The following is an 18,966-nucleotide window of genomic DNA, read 5'->3' on the forward strand; positions in this document are numbered from 1 at the left end:
GGCTATCTCACCTGGCCGAGCAGCGAGGCACCATCCACCACCACCCGCTCGCCGCCCGCCAGCCCGCCGGCGATGCGCAGCCGCGCGCCATCCAGCGGCACACTGGTCACCATCCGCCGGACGAAGCGTTCGGCCGACTCGTGCAGCCACACGTAGGATTCGCCGCCGTCGCGCAGCACCGCCGAGGCGGCCACCGCAACGCCATTCGCCCGCTGGCGGGCACTGGCGGTGAGCGTCACCGGCTGGCCGACGGCCACAAAGGCCGCCGCCTCGGCCGGCACCCGGTACAGCACCGGCAGCGCCTGCTCGCGCAGGCTGCGCGCCGCGCCCGCGAAGGCGAGCGTCACGCTGCGCCCGCCGGCCTGCATGCGCGCGTCGCCAAGCGTGCCGACCAGCGCCGGGTCGTAGGCCAGCGCCTCGACCATCAGCCGTGCCGGATCGATGATCTCGAACACCGTCGCCCGCGCCTCGACCACCTCGCCCGCGCCGGCGCGCAGCGCAGCGACAACCCCGTTCACCGGCGCCACCAGGGCCTGGCGGCCGTCGAGCCCACGCGCCGTGGCGCTGCGCCGCGCGGAGATGGCATCCACCGAGAGGCGCGCCGCCTCGATCTGCTTGTGCGGAACGCTGCCGTCGAGTTGCTCCAGCCGAGCCAGATCTCGCTGCGCCTGCGCCAACGCACCGTCCAGCTCCGCCAAGGCGCTCTGCTGGCCGGCCCGTTCGGCAGCACCGATTACCGGCACCAACCAGGCCAGCACTTGCCCACGCGTGACAGCCGTGCCTGGCAAGGGCATGCCTTTCGGCCCCGCTTCGATGCGTCCGTCGACCGGCGCCTGCACCATGCCGGCCACCGACGGATCGGCGATCACCTTGCCCGAGAGCTCCACCGCCGTGCTGAAGGCGCCTGCCTCGGCCAGCGCGGTACGAATGCCGAGCTGGCGCTGCACCGGCTTGGGCAGGAAGACGCTGCCGTCGGCAAGCCGCGCTGGCGCGCTGCCGGCCGGCGGGGCGGGCAATGCGGGCTCGTCGCCATGACTATGGCCTTCATGCGCATGGGCGAGCACGCCGAACGCCAGGCCCGCAAGCACGGCCAGCTTCCGCAAGGCCCTGATCGATCCTTTCATGCCGACCTCCGGATACGCATCACAAGAACGCCAAACACGCCAAGCGCCGCCAGGCCGCCCAGCACCCAGCCTGACCGGGGCACGACGCCGGCCCGCTCCGCTGCAGGCCCGGCCGGCGGCTGCGGCGCGCCGACCTGAAGCTCGCCATTGAGCAGATCGACGATGTCACCGGCCTCGACCGTGATCACAACCGGGTGCGAGCCAGGCGCGGCCAGCGGTGCCGCATCGACCACGTAACTGCCGTCGGGGCGGGCCTGCGCCTTCGCCGACCAGTCACCGCTCTCGAGCTCGAGCCTTGCATCGGTGATTGGCACATTGCTGGCGAAGTGATCGAGATAGATCACCAGCTGGCGATCCTCGAGCACCGCCAGCAGCTCAAGATCGGCGGAACGCGCCTCCAGGCGCGGTCCGGTCGCCTGCAGCGGCAAGGGCGGCAGATCGGCGGCGTGGTCGTGGCCCTCGTGGGCCTGTGCCGGGCCCGCGGCGAACAGCGCCGCGGCGGCGAGCGCCGAAGCAATCGAGCGAATATTCATGGCTTTCAAGGTGTCACTCCCCGGGCCAGCAGCAGCTTCAGCGCAGCCTGCTCCTGGCCGATTTCCGCACGGCGAACCGCCAGCACCGCCGTGTGGGCAGCGCTGCGCGCGCGCAGCACGGTCTCGAGATCGAATTCGCCGAGGCGGTAAGCCTTGTCGGCGAGCGAGAGGTTGTCCTGGGCAAGACGCTGGCGTGCCAGCGCCGCCTGCAGGCTGCGTGCCGAACGCGAAACGGCGAGCTCGGCCTGCTCCCGCGTCGCCGCGCTACGCTGCGCTTCGGCCTGCAGCTCGGCCGCAGCCTGCGCCAATTCGGCCTCGGCACCCGCAGTATCGGCCCGCCAGGCCGGCCCGCCGCCGAACGGAATGGTCAGTTTTACGCCGAGCTGGTTGCCCCATGGCACGCCCCGCTCGTCACGCCCGTGCAGCACCCGCAGTGCCAGCTCGGGGGCCTCGCGACGGCGCGCGCGTTCGCTGCGCAGGCGCGCGGTGGCCACCGCCTCGGCCTCGCGGGCGAGCCGCAGCGCCGGCACTTCGACGTCCTCGGCGGGTACAGCCGACGGGATGAGCAACACCGGCTGGCCGCCGGGCAGGCCGGTCAGCAGCCGCCAGGCACGCTCGGCATCGGCCAGCGCGGCGCGCGCATCCTCATGCGCGACCCGTGCCTCGACTTGCTCACTGCGGGCCAAATTGGCTTCGAAGCGCGCGACCTCGCCGGCAGCGAGGCGACGTTCGAGGTCGGCCTGTAGCGCCGAGGCAGCCTCAAGGCGACGCTCTGCAAGTTCGGCCTCGAGCGCCGCCAGGCGCCAGGCACCTGCAGACTCCAGCACGTCGGCTGCAAGCGCCGCCCGACGGGCCTGGCGGGTCGCATCGAGGGCCGACGACTCGCGCCGGGCGAGCTCGGCATGCGCGCCGCGCTGGCCGGGCAACCACAGCGGCCAGGCCGCCTCGAGCTCCCATTCCGCCTTGCCGGTGTCGCGGTCGAGCCGGTCGGAGGTGTGGCCGAGCGTGACGCTGCCCGGCCCGGGCGTCAGCCCGTCGGCCAGCGCGGCGCGCGCGTCCTGTTCGCGCTCGCGGGCGGCGAAGGCGGCGGCCTGCGGGTCGCGCGCCAGCGCCGCATCGACCGCCGCCGAGAGCGCAAGGGTATTCGGCGTCGCCGGCGGCTCAGCCGCCCACGGCGCGGCGCTCCACAGGAGCGCAATGCAAAGAAGAAGCTGTCGCATGAAGTTCTCGAGTACGTTGCACGAAGGCTCGAAAACGGGCGGCAGCGCGGACGCCTGCGGGCAGGGTCCGTGGAAGAATCAGTTCGGGATGTATCGGCCGCCCGTATCAGGCGGCGAATGAAGGTGGTCGTTCGAAGCGCGCGAGGTATGGGTAGGTCACCGCGTGGGGCGAACTCGCGTGCTGGATGTGATCGTTGTAAGGCGCGGCCATCTGCATCGCTGCCGGGCCGAGGAAGCTTGCACAGGCAAGGTGGCAGACCCCGCACTGATCGCAGTTGGCCCACGCGCCGATCGGCCCCTGCTCGTCCTGCGGCGCGGCGTTGACGACGTGGTCGTGCTGCGATTCGCCGTGCGCCATGGTGGCATGCCGCATCTCTTGCGCCATTGCCACTTGCCCACCCTCGCCATGCGCGCAGAACGGCATGGCATAGGCCACCACCGACTGGATCGGCAGCCACAGGGCGATCAGCAGCAGGAATAGATTGCGCAGGCGCGACATGACCGGGAGTGTATCCGAAGACCGCGAATTGACCACCATCGGGTTGGAACGTTCCCGACCATCTCTCGGCGATGCCCAGCACCGGCGTATCGCAAGGTAGAATCGCGCCCACAACATCAGAAATTCGCACGTTTGGAGAACATCGATATGGATTCGCCGATTCCCCTCAGACAGGTTCCGCAGACGAACATCTTCCGCAAGGGCGACGTGTTCGTGCTGTTCGGCGAACTGTTCGGCCGCGGCTACGCCAATGGCCTGGTGAACGAGGCACGCAAGGCCGGCATGAAGATCGTCGGCATCACGGTCGGCCGTCGCGACGAGAACAACGCGCTGCGCCCGCTCACCGCCGAGGAACTGGCCGAAGCCGAGGCCAATCTCGGCGGGCACATCATCAACCTGCCGCTGATGGCCGGTTTCGACCTCGATGCGCCACCGGGCGAGCCCACCCCGACCGAGCTGCTCGGCAAGCTCACGCTCAAGACCTGGACCGAGGACAAGCTCGACTGGGCACACATCGAGAAATGCCGCGAGGTCGGCGTAAAACGCTTCAAGGACACCGTGGCCGAGGTGATGAAGCAGCTCGACGCGATGATCCCGGACGGTCGCAGTGCATTCTTCGCCCACACCATGGCCGGCGGCATCCCGAAGGCCAAGGTCTTCCTGGCGATCGCCAACCGCATCTACAAGGGCCGCGGCGATCGCTTCATGTCTTCGCAGGTGCTGCTCGACAGCGATCTGGGCAAGCTCATCCTCATGAACTTCGACGAGGTCTCGGCGAACACCTTCGGCCATCTCATCGAAGCCAGCGCGGCGATCCGCGCCCGTCTCGAGGCGAGCGGCGGCGAAGTGCGCTATTCGGCATACGGCTACCACGGCACCGAGATCCTCATCGAGGACCGCTACCAGTGGCAGACCTACACCAACTACACCCAGGGCTACGCCAAGATGCGGCTCGAGCGCATCGCCGAGGCGGCCTGGGCCGAAGGCGTCAAGGCCACGGTGTACAACTGCCCGGAGATCCGCACCAATTCGTCCGACATCTTCGTCGGCGTCGAGCTGCCGCTGATCTCGCTGCTGCACGCGCTGCGCAAGGAAAACGGCGGCGCCTGGGCCGAATCGCAGTGGAAGGCCTGCGACGACCTGCTGCAGGACGGGGTGTCGATCGAGTCCATCGTCGCCAAGATCGACGGCTTCCACACCAGCGAGGTGATGACCTCCTACCGCAATTTCGCCGCCTGGCCGATGCCCAACAGCGAAGCCCTGGCCGAGATCATGATCGGCGCCTCGGACGAGATCGTCGGCCTGCACAAGGACCGCAAGGCCCTCATCACCGACCACCTGAGCTCCCTGGTGCTCGAAGCCACCGGCCCGCTGATGTTCCACGAATCATCGGCACCAGCCGGCCCGGTGCTATGGCTCAATCACGACGTCATCGCCAAGCAGCTCAACGCAATGCACGCCTGACCCGACTCGTTCTCAGGCTAGAAAAAACGAACCGGGGCTCAGGCCCCGGTTTTTTCTTGCATCCGCGCAAGGCGGCAACTCAGTGCAGCTTGCTGGCGTGATGCCGCCTGAGAATCTCGCCGACACTCGCCTCGATGGCGTCCGGCACCATCACCTTGAGCTGCATGTGCTCGCTGTCCATGAACACCTCCTCGCGCGGAATCCCGTTGGAGATGAGGTCGTCCATTGCATTCTTCATGGCGTCTTCCGAACCGAAATCGCCGGTGACTGTTCTGGTCATGATTGCCTCCAGTACCTCGTCAGAAAATCGGGCGAGGGCGAATCCCGTCGCCCCGCAAGTCGTCAGGCCTGCCAATGACGGACACCCCCACGACAGCGGAATTCCCGACGCGGTTGTTTCCAAAGGCAAGCGGAGGTCCAAAGAAGCGCCTGTCGTGACGCTGTACTGTCATATCCGAAGACGCTAAGCTCGCCCGAAACCACGCCGTGAAGCCCGCGCGCCACATGCGCACGGCAACGGAAGGAATCTCCAGGGAGATCGACTTGAAACTGCAACACCTCGCACTCGCCACGCTGCTGGCGTCATTGCTCGGAGCCTGCGCCTCGAACGCGCCGATGCACCAGCCGCCGCTCGCCCGCACGCTGGAACAACAGGCCAGCGCCGGCCCACTGGCCTTCGTCGATGGTCGCGTCGAGATGGACAACGACGCCGCGTTCGCGGACAAGCTGGCGCTGGTGGAAGGCGCGAAGCAGAGCCTCGATCTCGCCTACTACATCTTCGACGACGACTACTCCTCGTCGCGCCTCAGCCAGGCGCTCATCGACGCCGCGAAGCGCGGCGTCAAGGTGCGCCTGCTGGTCGATTACTTCAGCGAATACAAGGATCTGGACCGCTTCAGCTGGCTCGAGCAGGAAGGCAAAGGCCGCATCGAGGTGCGCTTCTACAACCGCCCGACACTCGAAATCGTCAAGGACGCCGCCTTCCTGACCCTGAGCTGCGCCGACGTGGGCGTCAACACCCAAGCCTGCGACACCCAGAAGCTGCAGGCGGTGGACAACGCCTTCGCGGCCGATACCGGCCAGCCCTACACCAATCGCAGCTTCGCAGGCTCGGGCCTGTTCCTCTCCGGCCTCTACGGCAAGAACCCGCAGGTCATGGCCTACGCGATCAGCCGCGGGCAGGACATTGACGCCGAAGCCCTCTCCGGCGGCGCGGCCTCGGCCGACAGCAAGCGCACCGAACAGCTCAAGGAGCTTGGCAAGCTGTTCTTCAAGGCACGCTACGTCGGCGGCGCCGAAGGCCTCGCCGCCAAGCTCAAACTCGCCTTCATCCGCCAGACCTTCGGCGAGCAGGTGAACCCGGTGTTCGACGCGGTCAACAGCTACCTGCCACTGTCCCGCCAGGACAACGCCCAGGCACAGAAGGACTGGGACTACCTCACCGAATTCCTGCACCACAAATTCCTGCTGGCAGACCGCAGCACCCTGATGCTGGGCGGGCGCAACGTGGCCGACTCCTACCACATGCACCCCAACCCGCTGGCCGAGAAATATATCTTCATGGACACCGACGCGCGGCTGCCGCTCAGCGGGCCCAGCCAGGCGCTGGCCGACAGCTTCGACCGGCTGTGGAACCTGCACAGCATGGTCGCGCCGCTGGCCGAGGTGCGCGACCATGCACCGAATGACCTCCTCATGAACTTCAAGGTGATCCAGGCCGCGCAGGAGGCTTGCGACAAGGGTAAGGACCAGGCCTGTGTCGACCGCTATGTAGACAAGCACTTCGTGGCCCTGCCCGCACGCATCAAGGCGGTCGCCGAACAGCAACGCGAGCATGTCCGGCGTTACGTTACCGACTACCGCCGCACCGTGACCGTGCCGCCGCTGCCGATCGACCCGCAGGCGCAGATCTTCTACCTCGAAAACCTTCCGGTCACCGACGGCAAGCGCAACTACGGCGCCCGCCACGACCGCGAAGCCGCCGCCAGCAAGCACATCCAGTCGCTGTGGCGCTCGGCCCTGCAGGAAGTCTGCTCGCAAACGGACGCCGCGCCGCGCGAAGTCATCGTTCACAACGCCTACCTGTTCCTGCCCGCCAACCTGCTGCAGGACATTACCGCCTCGCTTGACGGCACACGCCCCTGCAAGGGCGTCACCCTGAACATCATCACCAACTCGCTCGCCACCACCGACCTCAACGTGGTGAACCTGCTCGCCGTATGGCAACTCAAGGCGCTGGCCGACCACCTGCGCGAACAAGGCCCTTCCGACAAGGCCGCCACGCTGCGCTACCTGGAATACCAACCGGTCGAAGGCGCCAACCTCTCGCTGCACTCCAAGGTCATGGTCTTCGACCGCGACATCTTCATCGGCTCATCCAACGCCGACCTGCGCAGCTTCATGATGGACAGCAACAACGGCGTCTTCATCCGCAACGCCCCCGACTTCGTCGCCGCCTACAAGGCCCGCATCCACACCCTCATCACCACTCCCGGCCGCATGGCAGACGACACCGCCCGCATCGGCCGCGACAAGGACCAGCTCAGCATCGAAATGAACCAGCTCATCGACCAGCTACTCGCCCGCTACGCCGGACAGGACAGGTTGAACGAGCAACAGAAGGCGGATCTGAAAAAGCAGGTGCAGGAGACAACGCAGCGGGTCTATGACCTGTCGCGGCGGATCATGCAGGGGGATACGAAGGCGGCGAATGAGTTCAATGGGTTGTTCAAAGGGATCTGATGGAACATTTCAGAACGCACCTTATGTCATAACACGACGTAATTTTTTTGCCGGTAAATGCGTAACCTCAACGCAAATCCCACTAAAGGCTGTGATGAATACAAACAACCGGGGACAGCATCGTGCGTGAAAGCAACAGCAGTCGCGTGTCAGGATTTTTTGTAGCTGTGGTGCTTACGGGCTGCGTATCGGTACCCACGGGTATTGTGATGCACCCAGAAGGAAGGCAACCAACTCGTCAAGAAGCACAGGTTGCCATTTTGAGCCACCTGAAACGGGTCTTGCTTGATCCGGAAAGCCTCAAAGCATTTGCCGTCCTGCGAGGCCCAGAAGTAGTCACAGGCACGACAGCAGGACTCAACTATGAGAGAGCTTGGCAAGTGTGCGTCGAGTACAACGCCAAGAATGCATACGGGGGATACACGGGCTTGACGACTCATTCTTATGCGCTCAGATTCAGTGACGATGATCTGATCGTTGTCTCAACAATCAACTGGATTGCCCAGGACAAGAAGTGTTAGGAGATTGTTCGCCCACCCGGGGACTTCTGTGTCGCGCACCGGGGCCCGCAAAGCCGCTACTGCCTCGGGCACGCGCCACCATTAACGCTGGCACTGGCCAGCCTAACCGTGAAGCCGCCAAAAAATAACAGCGTAAGACCATTTTCCCCATGAAGTTGCTAGATATTTGATTCGCATTTCCGTTGGTGTGCAAGCATGTGCTATATAGCAATGCCCTATCGTGATTAGGTATCGCGTAGCCATCGAGGGGCGCGCATTAGGGCGCATCCGCGGACACATTGAGAATCGCCACTTTCACCTACCGATATCGACCGCACTTTTGCCGAACGTGGGGACAACATGAGTGCAAGTTTAGAGTGGACCGAGTGGCATCTCACAGCTTCTGGGTGGGTCCGTGGAACGATGAAGACGGATTCAAATATCTCAGTCATTGCGCGCCCCACTGGTGCCGTCGCCACGTTTATGTATTCTGAGGAGCACTCTGGCTACGGCAGATCAGATGGCAAGGTCACGCAGATTGAACCGAAAGGCCCAATTTCTAAAGACTTACAAAACCTTTTGCGTCTGCACGGAGATTGTCCACGACAACTTTGATGATCTTAAAACCGCAGTTAGCGCCATAGGGGTCAGATACCGTCTTTCGAGTCAAGCGCTGGCAGGCAAAAGTCTGGCCGAAACGGCTCTCCAGATCGGAGGAGCTTTGGGGTCAGGTCTAGAACTATAGTATCCGCTAGCGGAGTCGAGCCCGCCAAGATGGACTAGCCGCGCTCGCCACTACGGCAGCCGCAACTTGCGGGCAACGGCGAAGCCGAGCCGGCAGCAGCCTTCCCCTTCTGTGCCGCCGAGCTCCGCCCGCCGCCGGTGGCACAGAAGGGGCGCTTCTTTGGTTACTTTCTAGTCGCGACTAGAAAGTAACTCGTCTGCCAGGACGAGACCCGGCCAATCACTGCCGACCGAAGGCACACGCTCCGTCCTACAAATCCATTTCCACAAATCAATCCCCCCACCCCGCGCACGCGCGCTAATCTTGACGCGCAACCCAAATGACCGGGAACTCGCACGATGGGGCGTATCGGTGCCTTGCTGATGTGGTTGGTGATCTCGTCGAACGCAATGGCCGACCCACTGCTGCCCGCGCGATACGACTTTTCGGTACGAACCGTCGGACCGACCGAATTGCCAACCGACACTTCCGGCGAGTGGATGGCGTTTTTCGGCCCCGGCGTGGCCTCCGGCGCGCTCGGTGTCGTCGCACCGCCGCTCTTCGCCAGCGGCCTGGTGGTGGGAGCACTGTTGCTAGCGCCGGGCGCGCTGATCATGGCCGGCTCGGAGCGCAGGACCTGGGAGCGCGTGGCCAAGGCCCTAAAGAACAACGCCTTCGAGGCCGCACTGCTGGGAGCGCTGCGCCTGCGCGGGACGGCGCTGGCGCTCGACGAGGCGGGACCGCCGGCACAGGTCGACGTCACGGTCAATGCCTTCGGCGTGGCCGGCGAGCGGCCCGAGCGGGTATGCTTCATCGCCAGCGCCGACCTGCGGGTCACGGCCGCGGAGCGGGAGGTGCTGCAGGACCGCCTGATCATCGCCGAGACCAACCGCAGCACCGACGCGCCGCCGCCCCAATGCGCCAGTCTCGAGCGCTTCGCCACTCGAGACGCCGCCCTGGTGACCGAGACCGCCGCCGAGTACGTGCAGGTGCTGGCAAGCATGGTGGTCGACCGGCTGACAGCCCTGGAGGCACCGTGAAACCGTTGGTACATTGTGCAGTCCTGGCGATGCTGGTCGCGCTGGCCGGCTGCACCCGCGAGTGGCGCACCGAGGCGCCGGTGACGCCATCGACCTGGTCGGCTCAGTCCTACCGCTCGACCAGTTCGGTCGGAAGGCTGAGCCGGCTGGCGGTACTGCCGGTGCTGCTGGAGATGGATTCGCCGGATGCCGACATGTCCGCACAGGAGCTGGACGCTGTGAAGCAGAAGGTACGCACATCGCTGCGCGCGGACGTAGTGGACTTCCTCGTCACGCGCAAGGGCTACGAAGCGCGCACCGTCGATGCCGAACTGCCCGACCGCGCCGCCGCGACCATGCGGGCGGTCGGTGCGACAAACGTGGTGGATGGCGTAGTGGTGATCGAACGCTGGCTCACTAGACCCTGGTCGACCGCCAAGGCGATCGGCAACATCTTCATGCTCAACATTCCGCTCTACATGGCACTGTCGGCCGAAAACCTGCGAATCACCATCTACGAAACCGCATCCGGCACCAGGGTGTGGGAAGGCACGCTGAAAGGCGAGGACGGCATGAACACGGCGATTCGCGGCAAGGACACGGGGGGCAGGCTGGATCTGTCTCCGATCCTCGGCGACCTTGAAAATGCGGTGCCGGCCCAGCTCCGCCGCTGAGCGCAAACCGCACCGGCAATTACGTACATCCGGGCCGGCACCATCCCCCGTGCGCAGCTCAGCGCAGCCGTTGCCTTCGGCACGGACAGATCGACGCCGACCAACCCATCTGCCGACTGCGTGTGTCCATTGCGTCCGCCCGCGGCCGTGGCCGAGATCGTGGACACCGCATTGAGCTCGTCCATTTTTGCCCCCTCCTCCTGCTCCTCCTTTTGATAGACGCGATGCAATTGCACTGCTGCCCCCCCCTGCGGCCAAGAGCCGGCCGGAGCACATCGGAAGGCGGTTGCCGCTTCGGTGGCCGCCGGTACGGCTCGCACTCCCCTGAGTCGAGTACGAGCCTGCACCGGACGGCGCCCGGGAGCTCAGTTCAGATCGAAGCGATCGAGGTTCATCACCTTGGTCCAAGCCGCAACGAAATCCAGGACGAATTTTTCCTGGTTGTCGTCCTGGGCGTAGACCTCGGCATAGGCGCGCAGAATGGCGTTGGAGCCGAAGACCAGATCGACCCGTGTCGCCGTCCACTTCGCCTGGCCCGACTTGCGGTCGCGGAGTTCGTACAGGTTGTTGCCGACCGGCTTCCACGCATAGGCCATGTCGGTCAGGTTGACGAAGAAGTCATTGCTCAAGATACCTTCCCGGCTGGTGAATACGCCATGCCTGCTTCCGCCGTGGTTGGCACCGAGCACGCGCAGGCCACCGACCAGCACCGTCATCTCGGGCGCGGTCAGCCCCATCAGTTGGGTGCGGTCGAGCATCAGCTCCTCGGCGCTGACGATGTAATCCTTCTTGAGCCAGTTGCGATAGCCGTCGTGGATCGGTTCCAGCACTGCGAAGGAGTCGGCGTCGGTCATGGCGTCGGTGGCATCGCCGCGGCCGGGCGCAAAGGGCACCTCAAGGTCGAAGCCGGCCGCCTTGGCTGCCTGCTCGATGCCGACGTTACCGGCGAGCACGATGAGATCCGCGATGCTGGCGCCGGTCTCGCTGGCAATCGGCTGCAGCGCCGCCAGCACCTTGGCCAGCCGCGCCGGTTCGTTGCCTTCCCAGGCGTTCTGCGGGGCAAGACGGATGCGCGCGCCGTTGGCGCCGCCGCGCAGGTCGGAGCCGCGGAAGGTCCGGGCGCTGTCCCAGGCCGTCGCGACCATCTCCGCGATGCCGAGCCCGCTCGCGGCGATCCTTGCCTTGACCGCCGCAACGTCATAGTCCTTGCGGCCGGCGGGCACCGGGTCTTGCCAGATCAGGTCTTCGCCAGGCACATCCGGGCCGATGTAACGCACCTTCGGCCCCATGTCGCGGTGGGTGAGCTTGAACCAGGCGCGGGCGAAGGTTTCGGAGAAGTAGGCCGGATCCTTGTGGAAGCGCTCCGAAATCTGGCGGTAGGCCGGGTCGATCTTCATGGCCATGTCGGCATCAGTCATGATCGGGTTGTAGCGGATGCTCGGGTCCTCGACGTCGACCGGCTTGTCTTCTTCCTTGATGCCGACCGGCTCCCATTGCCAGGCGCCGGCGGGGCTCTTCCTGAGCTCCCATTCGTGCTTGAGCAGCAGGTCGAAGTAGCCGTTATCCCACTTCGTCGGGTGGCTCGTCCACGCGCCCTCGATGCCGCTGGTCACGCTGTCCCGCCCGACGCCGCGGGTGGTGTGGTTCTGCCAGCCCAGGCCCTGCTCCTCAAGCTCCGCGCCCTCCGGCGAGGGGCCGAGGTTCGCCGCATTGCCATTGCCGTGGCACTTGCCCACGGTGTGGCCGCCGGCGGTCAGCGCCACCGTCTCTTCATCGTTCATGGCCATGCGGGCGAAGGTCTCGCGCACCTGGGCGGCGGTTTTCAGCGGGTCGGGATTGCCGTTCACCCCTTCCGGGTTCACGTAGATCAGGCCCATCTGCACCGCGGCGAGCGGATTTTCCATGGTTGCGGGATTGGCCACGTCCTCGTAACGGTTCTCGCTCGGCGCCAGCCACTCCTTCTCTGCGCCCCAGTAGGTGTCGATCTCGGGGTGCCAGATGTCTTCGCGGCCGAAGCCGAAACCGAAGGTCTTGAGGCCCATGGATTCATAGGCGGCGGTTCCGGCGTAGGCGATCAGGTCCGCCCAGCTGAGTTTGTTGCCATATTTCTTCTTGATCGGCCAGAGCAGCCGGCGGGCCTTGTCGAGGTTGGCATTGTCGGGCCAGGAGTTGATCGGCGCGAAGCGCTGGTTGCCGTGTCCCGCGCCGCCGCGGCCGTCGGCAATTCGATAGGTGCCGGCCGCGTGCCAGGACATGCGGATCATCAGGCCGCCGTAGTGGCCCCAGTCGGCCGGCCACCAGTCCTGGCTGTCGGTCATCAGGGCCTTGACGTCGCGCTTGAGTGCCTCGAAGTCAAGCGTCTTGACTGCTTCCCGATAGTCGAAGTCCTTTCCCATCGGGTTGGTCTTGGTGTCGTGCTGGTGCAGGATCTCCAGGTTCAATGCCTTCGGCCACCATTCCATGTTCGCCATGCTGGCCGAAGTGGCCGCCCCGTGCATCACCGGACATTTACCTGCGGACTTCGTCGTTTCCGTCATTGCTAACTCCTCCTTGCTCCCTGAGCGAGATTGTCGTGCAGCAATTGCACCTTGAAAGATCCGGATGATCTGCCTGAAATTCCGTGTCGCCGAAATCGAACCCGATAAATCAGCAAGGCCGACCGGCAAGCGCAGGCCAGTCGCGGTTGATGCCGGGGTGGGTGGCGTCGACCTGAATCAGGGGATGGTTGTTTCCCGGACGAACCATCCGCCGCCCGGGCCAACAGGCCCGGAATGTTCTTTTGCATGTTCATCGAAACGGAAGCGCCGATTCGGCCTCGCCGCACACCTGCGGTTTCCGAAGCTTCGGGCCCGGCCTCGTTCCGCCGAAGGGGCGGAACATGACGAGTCTGAAACGTTTCGCCGGAAATCGTTCAGGCCTCGGCAGGAGCGCTCGACCATCCGCAGGGCGCGCCGCCATATCCATTCTGAAGGCATTTTCGGCCCGCTCGGGACGACCGCCGCCGCTGACCGGCACCTTGCTCAGATGGGCTTGGAATAGTTCTCGCCTGCCATTATCGTGTTCGCCAACGCGCTCGTGCAAAGTCCGGGTCGAAGCCTCATGTCATGGGAAACGGCCTTGAAGTCTAGGATGCCCCCGGGCCAGGGTAAATCAATCATTGATCGAGTCAGTATTCGGAAATAACGAATACAGAGAATCTGAAGATGAAGCTGCTGCCGAGCCTGAAACAACTCGAATACCTTGTGGCGCTTGTCGATACGGGACATTTCGGCAAGGCCTCCGAGGCATGCAACGTCACACCCTCCACGCTCAGCGCCGGCATCCGTGACCTGGAGACCATCCTCGGCGTGCCGCTGGCCGAACGCAACAAGCGCCGCGTGCTGATCACCCCCCTGGGCGAGGAGATTGCCCTGCGTGCGCGGTCCATTTTGCGAGAGGCGGACGGCATCATGGACCTGGCAATCTCGAAACGCGAACCGCTGTCGGGAGACCTGCGCCTGGGCGCGATCCCGACCATCAGCCCATTCCTGCTGCCCCGGGCACTGCCGGCCATCCGCAAACGCCACCCGTCGCTACGCCTGTTTCTCGAAGAGGACCTGACCCTGCCGCTGCTCGAGCAATTGCAGGACGGCGCGATCGACCTGGCCCTGATCGCAATGCCGTTCGACACCGGCGACCTCGCCACCCACGTGCTGTTCGAAGACGAGTATTTCGTGGCGGTCAATCGGCATCATCCATTGGCCCGGAAGAAGCGGCTCACGGTGAAAGACATGCACGAAGAGCCCTTACTGCTGCTCGAAGAGGGGCACTGCCTCCGGGCCCATGCGCTGGAGGTGTGCAAGTTGACCGGCATGCACGTGCGCAGCAAGTTCGAGGCGAGCAGCTTCTATACGCTCGTCCCGATGGTTGATGCCGGCATCGGCATCACCTTGTTGCCCAGGCTGGCCATCGATGCGCGCATCACCGAGGGAACCGGCGTCAAGCTCATCCCCTTGTCCGACGAATCACGGCGGCAGATCGCCCTGGTGTGGCGCCCGACATCGCAGCGGGTGCACGAATTCAAGCTGCTGGGCGAACTGCTTCGCGGCGAGGCGGGCGACCCGCGAACGCCCTGAATCGCCTGCAGGCCCGCCCCCCCTGCCAGGGGCCTCACCCCTTCACGCACACCACCTGCCGCAAGGTGTGCACCACCTCCACCAGTGCCGACTGCGCAGCCATGACCGCATCGATGTCCTTGTAGGCCATCGGGATCTCGTCGATCACGTCCGCATCCTTGCGGCACTCCACGCCCTCGGTGGCGCGGATCTGGTCTTCGACGGTAAAGCGCTTCTTCGCGGCGTTGCGGCTCATGGTGCGGCCGGCGCCGTGGCTGCAGGAGCAGAAGCTCTCCGGGTTACCCTTGCCGCGAACGATGTAGCTCTTCGCACCCATGGAGCCGGGGATGATGCCAAGCTGGCCCTTCTGCGCCGACACCGCGCCCTTGCGGGTCACCAGCACCTCGTGCCCGAAATGGGTCTCCTTCTGCACATAGTTGTGGTGGCAGTTCACCGCCTCCACATCGGTCTCGAAGGGCCTGGCGATCACCACGCGGGCGGCGGCGACCACATGCTGCATCATCACCTCGCGGTTGCGGAGAGCATAGTCCTGCGCCCAGCCCACGGCCTCGACATAGTCGTCGAAGTGCCGCGCACCTTCCTCGAAGTAGGCCAGGTCGCGATCCGGCAGCTTGGCGAGGTGCGATCGCATGTCGGCCTGGGCCAGCTCGATGTAGTGGCGGCCGATGGCATTGCCGACGCCGCGCGAACCGGAGTGCAGCATGAACCACACCCGTTCGGCCTCGTCCAGGCAGACCTCGATGAAATGGTTGCCGGTACCGAGCGTCCCCAAGTGATTGTGGTTGTTGGTCTTCACCAGGCGCGGGGCCTTTTCGACGATGCGCCGGAAGCCCGGCAGCAGCGCCTTCCAGGCGGCATCCACTGGCGCTGGCGGGCGGCCCCAGCTGCCGCGGTCGCGCTGGCCGCGGGTCAGGTCGCGCCCGTGCGGCACGGCCTGTTCGATGGCGGTGCGCAGCCCGTGGAGATTATCCGGCAGGTCAGCGGCGGTGAGCGTGGTGCGCGCGGCCATCATGCCGCAGCCGATGTCCACGCCCACCGCAGCAGGGATGATCGCCCCGCGGGTGGGGATCACGCTGCCGATGGTCGAGCCCTTGCCCAGGTGCACGTCGGGCATCACCGCCAGATGCCGGTAGATGAAGGGCATGCGGGCGGTGTTGATGAGCTGCGCCCGGGCGTCGTCCTCCACCGGCACACCGTGGGTCCACAGCTTGATGGGGGCGGCACGGTCGAGGTGCAGGATGTCGTGGTCGGGTTGGTGTTCGATCTTCATGGGTGTTCCTTTAATTCCGAGTCCTGCTTCAGACCGGCCAGCGCGACACGGCGGGCGGTCTCTTTCTGGTGTGCGCCCCGGCGCATCAGGGGCTTCATCGCACGGCGGTGGAATCGGGACGCCCCCTGGCCACTTCATACCACCACTTCTGTCACTGCAACGTCCAGAGGCATTCGGCACCGCAATCCTCGTAGATGAGTATCCGACCCCGGTCGAAACCGTGTACCGCCCGATCGGGCCGGCAATTCGACGGTACCAGTCGGCCCCTGTCGACCGGGACTTCGCGCTTCACCGACAGATCGATCGGCAGCACCACTCGACGACGCTCATCTCGCTTCTTCTTTCAAACCAGCCGCACCGCCGCGATCTCGGCGAGGCGCAGTTTGTTGCTGTTCACGATCCAGACCTGCAAATGGCAAAGCCCTGGCCCCCGGCATTCGCCGGGGTAACGAAACACGGAGGCGATGCCGCGCCGGATGCCAGCCACTCAAGTGAAGAAAATCACATTCGCCGATCGCATTTCTGCCTGCGGCGCCCACGAGGCAACGCGCACACTCGTCGCGTGCGTCGGACAGGCGGCCGGCCGATGCACCTCACCCAGCCCGGCCGCATCCAATCCAGGAGCGCATCATGAACACCACGAACCACGCCGCGCAGTCGACCACGCTGCGCGTACTCCAGCCTCACGAAGTCACCGCCGTCAGCGGCGGCCAGATCAGCTACTCGGGCGCCACCTGCACCGCCAGCTACATCGGCTACACCGACGCCCGCGGCGCCACCGTGTATCTGGGCGCATACGCGGTCTGCAAGAGCAACTGAGCGGCGGCTCGCGATACCGGTCCGCGCGCGGCCGCACATCGGCCGGCTATGCCCGGGGCGAGGGCTCCGACCCGGCCGGCGGCGCGGCGGACGGCCCCGGCCCCGCGGGCCCGTCAGGTACCGGTCGAGGCCGCTCGACGCCGTAGCCCTGGGCAAAGTCGACACCGACCGCCCTGAGTTCATCGATGATCAGGTCGGTCTCGGCAAACTCCGCCACGGTCTTCAGACCCATGATGTGACCGATGCGGTTGATCGATTCGGTCATCGCCCGGTCCATCGGGTCCTTGTCCATCTGACGCACGAAATGGCCATCGATCTTGAGATAGTTCACCGGCAGGCTGCGGAGGTAGCCGAAGGAACTCGTGCCTGTGCCGAAATCGTCGAGCGCAAAGCGGAAGCCGTTGTCGCTCAACCCCTTCATGAGTTCGGCTGTGCGCGAAAGGTTGTTGATGGCAGCGGTCTCGGTGATCTCGAAGCACAGCGAGGCCGGGGCGATGTCGTGCAGGCGGATTTGTTCGAGGATGTAGTCGGCGAGGCCTTCGGTGTTCAGCGAAGTGCCGGACAGGTTGATCGCACAGACCAGCGGCGTCCCGAGGCTCTCGGTCAGGCCGGCGTAGCGCCTGCACACTTCGGCGATGACCCAGCGGTCGATGGCCGGCATCAGGTTGTAACGCTCGGCCGCCGGCAGGAAACTGCCCGGCAGGACGACCGCGCCCTGTTCGTCGATCAGGCGGAGCAGGATCTCGAGATGCTGCTCACCCGCACTGCCGAGCGCGCGGTAGCGCTGGTAGTAGAGGACGAATCGCTGCTGCTCGAGCGCCAGCGTGAGACGGCTGGTCCAATCCATGTCCTGTCGCCGCCGGGCCATGTCCACATCCGCGCTGCGGTATACACATACCCGGTTGCGCCCCTGCTCCTTGGCAAGGTAGCAGGCTGAATCGGCCGCGCTGAGCAGGGCCGCGGTGCTCTCCGACTGGGCCGTCACGGCGGCCAGGCCGACACTGACGCCGACGGCAAAGACCTTGCCGTCCCACGAAAAGCGCAATGCTCCTACGGCCGCCATCAACTCCGCGGCAATGCGTTCGGCACGCTCCAGCGGGCAGGCCTGCAGCAGCACCCCGAACTCATCACCGCCAAGACGGGCCAGCGTATCCGAATCGCGCAGATGCGCCTGCAGCAGGGTTGCAAGCTGCTTGAGCAGCGCATCGCCGGCGGCATGACCGCAGGTGTCGTTGACCACCTTGAACTGGTCCAGATCGAGATAGCAGAGAACATGGCCGAGGTCGGAATTACGGGCGCTGGTGAGCGCCGTTTCCACCCGGGCCTCGAACTCACGGCGGTTGACCAGCCCGGTAAGCGTATCGTGGGTGGCCGCCCAGGTGATGCGAAGCGCCATGCTGCGGGCCGCGCTGACGTCACCGAAAATCGTCACGGCGCCGACGACCTTCCCGTCCTCGTTCACGATCGGTGCGGCCCGCTCCTCGATCGCCACGCTCGAACCGTCCCGCCTCACGAGCGCGGCGCTGCCCTCGAAGAGGCGCGGCTGATGCTCGTGCATCGCCCGGCGCAAGGGATTTTCGATCGGCTCGAGGCTGTTCTCGTCGATCAGCCGGACGACCTCCGAAAGATCGCGTCCACGGGCTTCGGCAAGCGTCCAACCGGTAAGCGCCTCGGCCACCGGATTGAGGTAGTCGACACGATCGCCGGCGTCGGTGGCGATCACCGCGTCACTGATCGAATGGAGGATCGCCTGAGCACGGGCGCGCTCCTCGTCGAGCGCCTTGACGGCCGCACCGGCGCGCAGCACCAGCACCCGCAGGCCGAAATTGACCCCCAGCGCGAGCAGCAGCGCCCCCACGCCCACCGAGAGCGTTCCGATCAACAGCGGATGAATCGAATGGATGACCTCGACCCGCCCCACTTCGACACCATTGTCGTAGAGGCCGGCGCTGCGATGGATCACGGGCCAGCGCGGTTTGCCGTCGACCTCCACGAGCAGATCGCCATCGGCCGCGATCACGCGCGCGGTGTCGCCGTTCAAATCGAGGGGCTGGCGCATCAGCAGATCACGAATCCGGTGTTCGTTGTATCGCCACAGATCGGGGGTTGAAGCCGCGAGCTGACTAAGCGCCTCGGCCTTCACCTCGGCCTTGGTCGAGATCGCCCCCGCCGCCGCGCTGTAGTTCATGCCGAACCAGGCCGCGGGCAGGGCCAGTGCCAGCAAGGCCGTAAACAGCGTGATCAATACCTTTATCACGGCGAT

Annotated in this window: 16 protein-coding genes; 8 read left to right on the top strand and 8 right to left on the bottom strand. The window is 65.3% G+C overall.

The annotated features are described in order from the left end of the window. Positions 1 to 2: 2 nt before the first annotated feature. The 4 genes from GQB03_RS01700 to GQB03_RS01715 form a co-directional block, all read right to left on the bottom strand. Complete coding sequence (locus GQB03_RS01700) at positions 3 to 1,124, bottom strand: efflux RND transporter periplasmic adaptor subunit (protein WP_159683310.1); 1,122 nt, start codon at positions 1,122 to 1,124, stop codon at positions 3 to 5. Further along, complete coding sequence (locus GQB03_RS01705) at positions 1,121 to 1,666, bottom strand: hypothetical protein (RefSeq protein WP_159683312.1); 546 nt, start codon at positions 1,664 to 1,666, stop codon at positions 1,121 to 1,123. Before GQB03_RS01705 ends, GQB03_RS01700 begins: the two co-directional genes overlap by 4 nt. Beyond that, positions 1,663 to 2,877, bottom strand: coding sequence for a TolC family protein (locus tag GQB03_RS01710; protein ID WP_159683315.1), 1,215 nt, complete (start codon positions 2,875 to 2,877; stop codon positions 1,663 to 1,665). The genes GQB03_RS01705 and GQB03_RS01710 overlap by 4 nt, the downstream gene beginning before the upstream one ends. A 106-nt stretch (positions 2,878 to 2,983) precedes the next feature. Then, a complete protein-coding gene (locus tag GQB03_RS01715) occupies positions 2,984 to 3,376 on the bottom strand; it encodes a hypothetical protein (protein WP_159683338.1) in 393 nt (130 codons plus the stop codon). A gap of 147 nt (positions 3,377 to 3,523) precedes the next feature. Here GQB03_RS01715 and GQB03_RS01720 point away from each other — a divergent pair, with 147 nt between their 5' ends. Continuing rightward, a complete protein-coding gene (locus tag GQB03_RS01720; protein ID WP_159683341.1) occupies positions 3,524 to 4,840 on the top strand; it encodes an enoyl ACP reductase FabMG family protein in 1,317 nt (438 codons plus the stop codon). 79 nt (positions 4,841 to 4,919) lie between these two features. On the opposite strand, the gene GQB03_RS01725 is transcribed toward GQB03_RS01720, so the two are convergent. Continuing rightward, on the bottom strand, positions 4,920 to 5,120 hold the full coding sequence (locus tag GQB03_RS01725; RefSeq protein WP_159683344.1) for a hypothetical protein: 201 nt from the start codon (positions 5,118 to 5,120) through the stop codon (positions 4,920 to 4,922). Positions 5,121 to 5,383: 263 nt separating this feature from the next. Between GQB03_RS01725 and GQB03_RS01730 the strand changes: the two genes are divergently transcribed. From GQB03_RS01730 to GQB03_RS01745, 4 genes are all read left to right on the top strand, one after another. Beyond that, positions 5,384 to 7,582, top strand: coding sequence for a phospholipase D-like domain-containing protein (locus GQB03_RS01730; protein WP_159683347.1), 2,199 nt, complete (start codon positions 5,384 to 5,386; stop codon positions 7,580 to 7,582). A 122-nt stretch (positions 7,583 to 7,704) separates the two neighbouring features. Then, a complete protein-coding gene (locus GQB03_RS01735) occupies positions 7,705 to 8,103 on the top strand; it encodes a hypothetical protein (RefSeq protein ID WP_159683350.1) in 399 nt (132 codons plus the stop codon). Between the two features lie 1,062 nt (positions 8,104 to 9,165). After that, complete coding sequence (locus GQB03_RS01740) at positions 9,166 to 9,846, top strand: hypothetical protein (RefSeq protein WP_159683353.1); 681 nt, start codon at positions 9,166 to 9,168, stop codon at positions 9,844 to 9,846. After that, positions 9,843 to 10,499, top strand: coding sequence for a hypothetical protein (locus tag GQB03_RS01745; RefSeq protein ID WP_159683356.1), 657 nt, complete (start codon positions 9,843 to 9,845; stop codon positions 10,497 to 10,499). The genes GQB03_RS01740 and GQB03_RS01745 overlap by 4 nt, the downstream gene beginning before the upstream one ends. 365 nt (positions 10,500 to 10,864) lie before the next feature. On the opposite strand, the gene katG is transcribed toward GQB03_RS01745, so the two are convergent. After that, entirely contained in the window at positions 10,865 to 13,036 is a 2,172-nt protein-coding gene (gene katG, locus GQB03_RS01750; RefSeq protein ID WP_159683359.1) for a catalase/peroxidase HPI, read from the bottom strand. Positions 13,037 to 13,100: 64 nt separating this feature from the next. Here katG and GQB03_RS01755 point away from each other — a divergent pair, with 64 nt between their 5' ends. Both GQB03_RS01755 and GQB03_RS01760 read left to right on the top strand, forming a co-directional pair. After that, positions 13,101 to 13,538 (top strand): hypothetical protein, encoded by a 438-nt coding sequence (locus tag GQB03_RS01755; protein ID WP_159683361.1) that lies wholly within the window; start codon positions 13,101 to 13,103, stop codon positions 13,536 to 13,538. 164 nt (positions 13,539 to 13,702) lie between these two features. Further along, on the top strand, positions 13,703 to 14,614 hold the full coding sequence (locus tag GQB03_RS01760) for a hydrogen peroxide-inducible genes activator (protein ID WP_159683364.1): 912 nt from the start codon (positions 13,703 to 13,705) through the stop codon (positions 14,612 to 14,614). Between the two features lie 34 nt (positions 14,615 to 14,648). Here GQB03_RS01760 and GQB03_RS01765 read toward each other — a convergent pair whose 3' ends face one another. After that, positions 14,649 to 15,884: an RtcB family protein gene (locus GQB03_RS01765; RefSeq protein ID WP_159683367.1), complete on the bottom strand. Its 1,236-nt coding sequence runs from the start codon at positions 15,882 to 15,884 to the stop codon at positions 14,649 to 14,651. 630 nt (positions 15,885 to 16,514) lie between these two features. Here GQB03_RS01765 and GQB03_RS01770 point away from each other — a divergent pair. After that, complete coding sequence (locus GQB03_RS01770) at positions 16,515 to 16,703, top strand: hypothetical protein (protein ID WP_159683369.1); 189 nt, start codon at positions 16,515 to 16,517, stop codon at positions 16,701 to 16,703. A gap of 46 nt (positions 16,704 to 16,749) precedes the next feature. Here the strand turns inward: GQB03_RS01770 and GQB03_RS01775 are convergent, their stop codons facing one another. Further along, positions 16,750 to 18,960: an EAL domain-containing protein gene (locus GQB03_RS01775; protein ID WP_159683372.1), complete on the bottom strand. Its 2,211-nt coding sequence runs from the start codon at positions 18,958 to 18,960 to the stop codon at positions 16,750 to 16,752. Positions 18,961 to 18,966 lie beyond the last annotated feature (6 nt).

Origin of the sequence: Cognatazoarcus halotolerans, from assembly GCF_009800965.1 — a bacterium.
Taxonomy (GTDB): domain Bacteria; phylum Pseudomonadota; class Gammaproteobacteria; order Burkholderiales; family Rhodocyclaceae; genus Cognatazoarcus; species Cognatazoarcus halotolerans.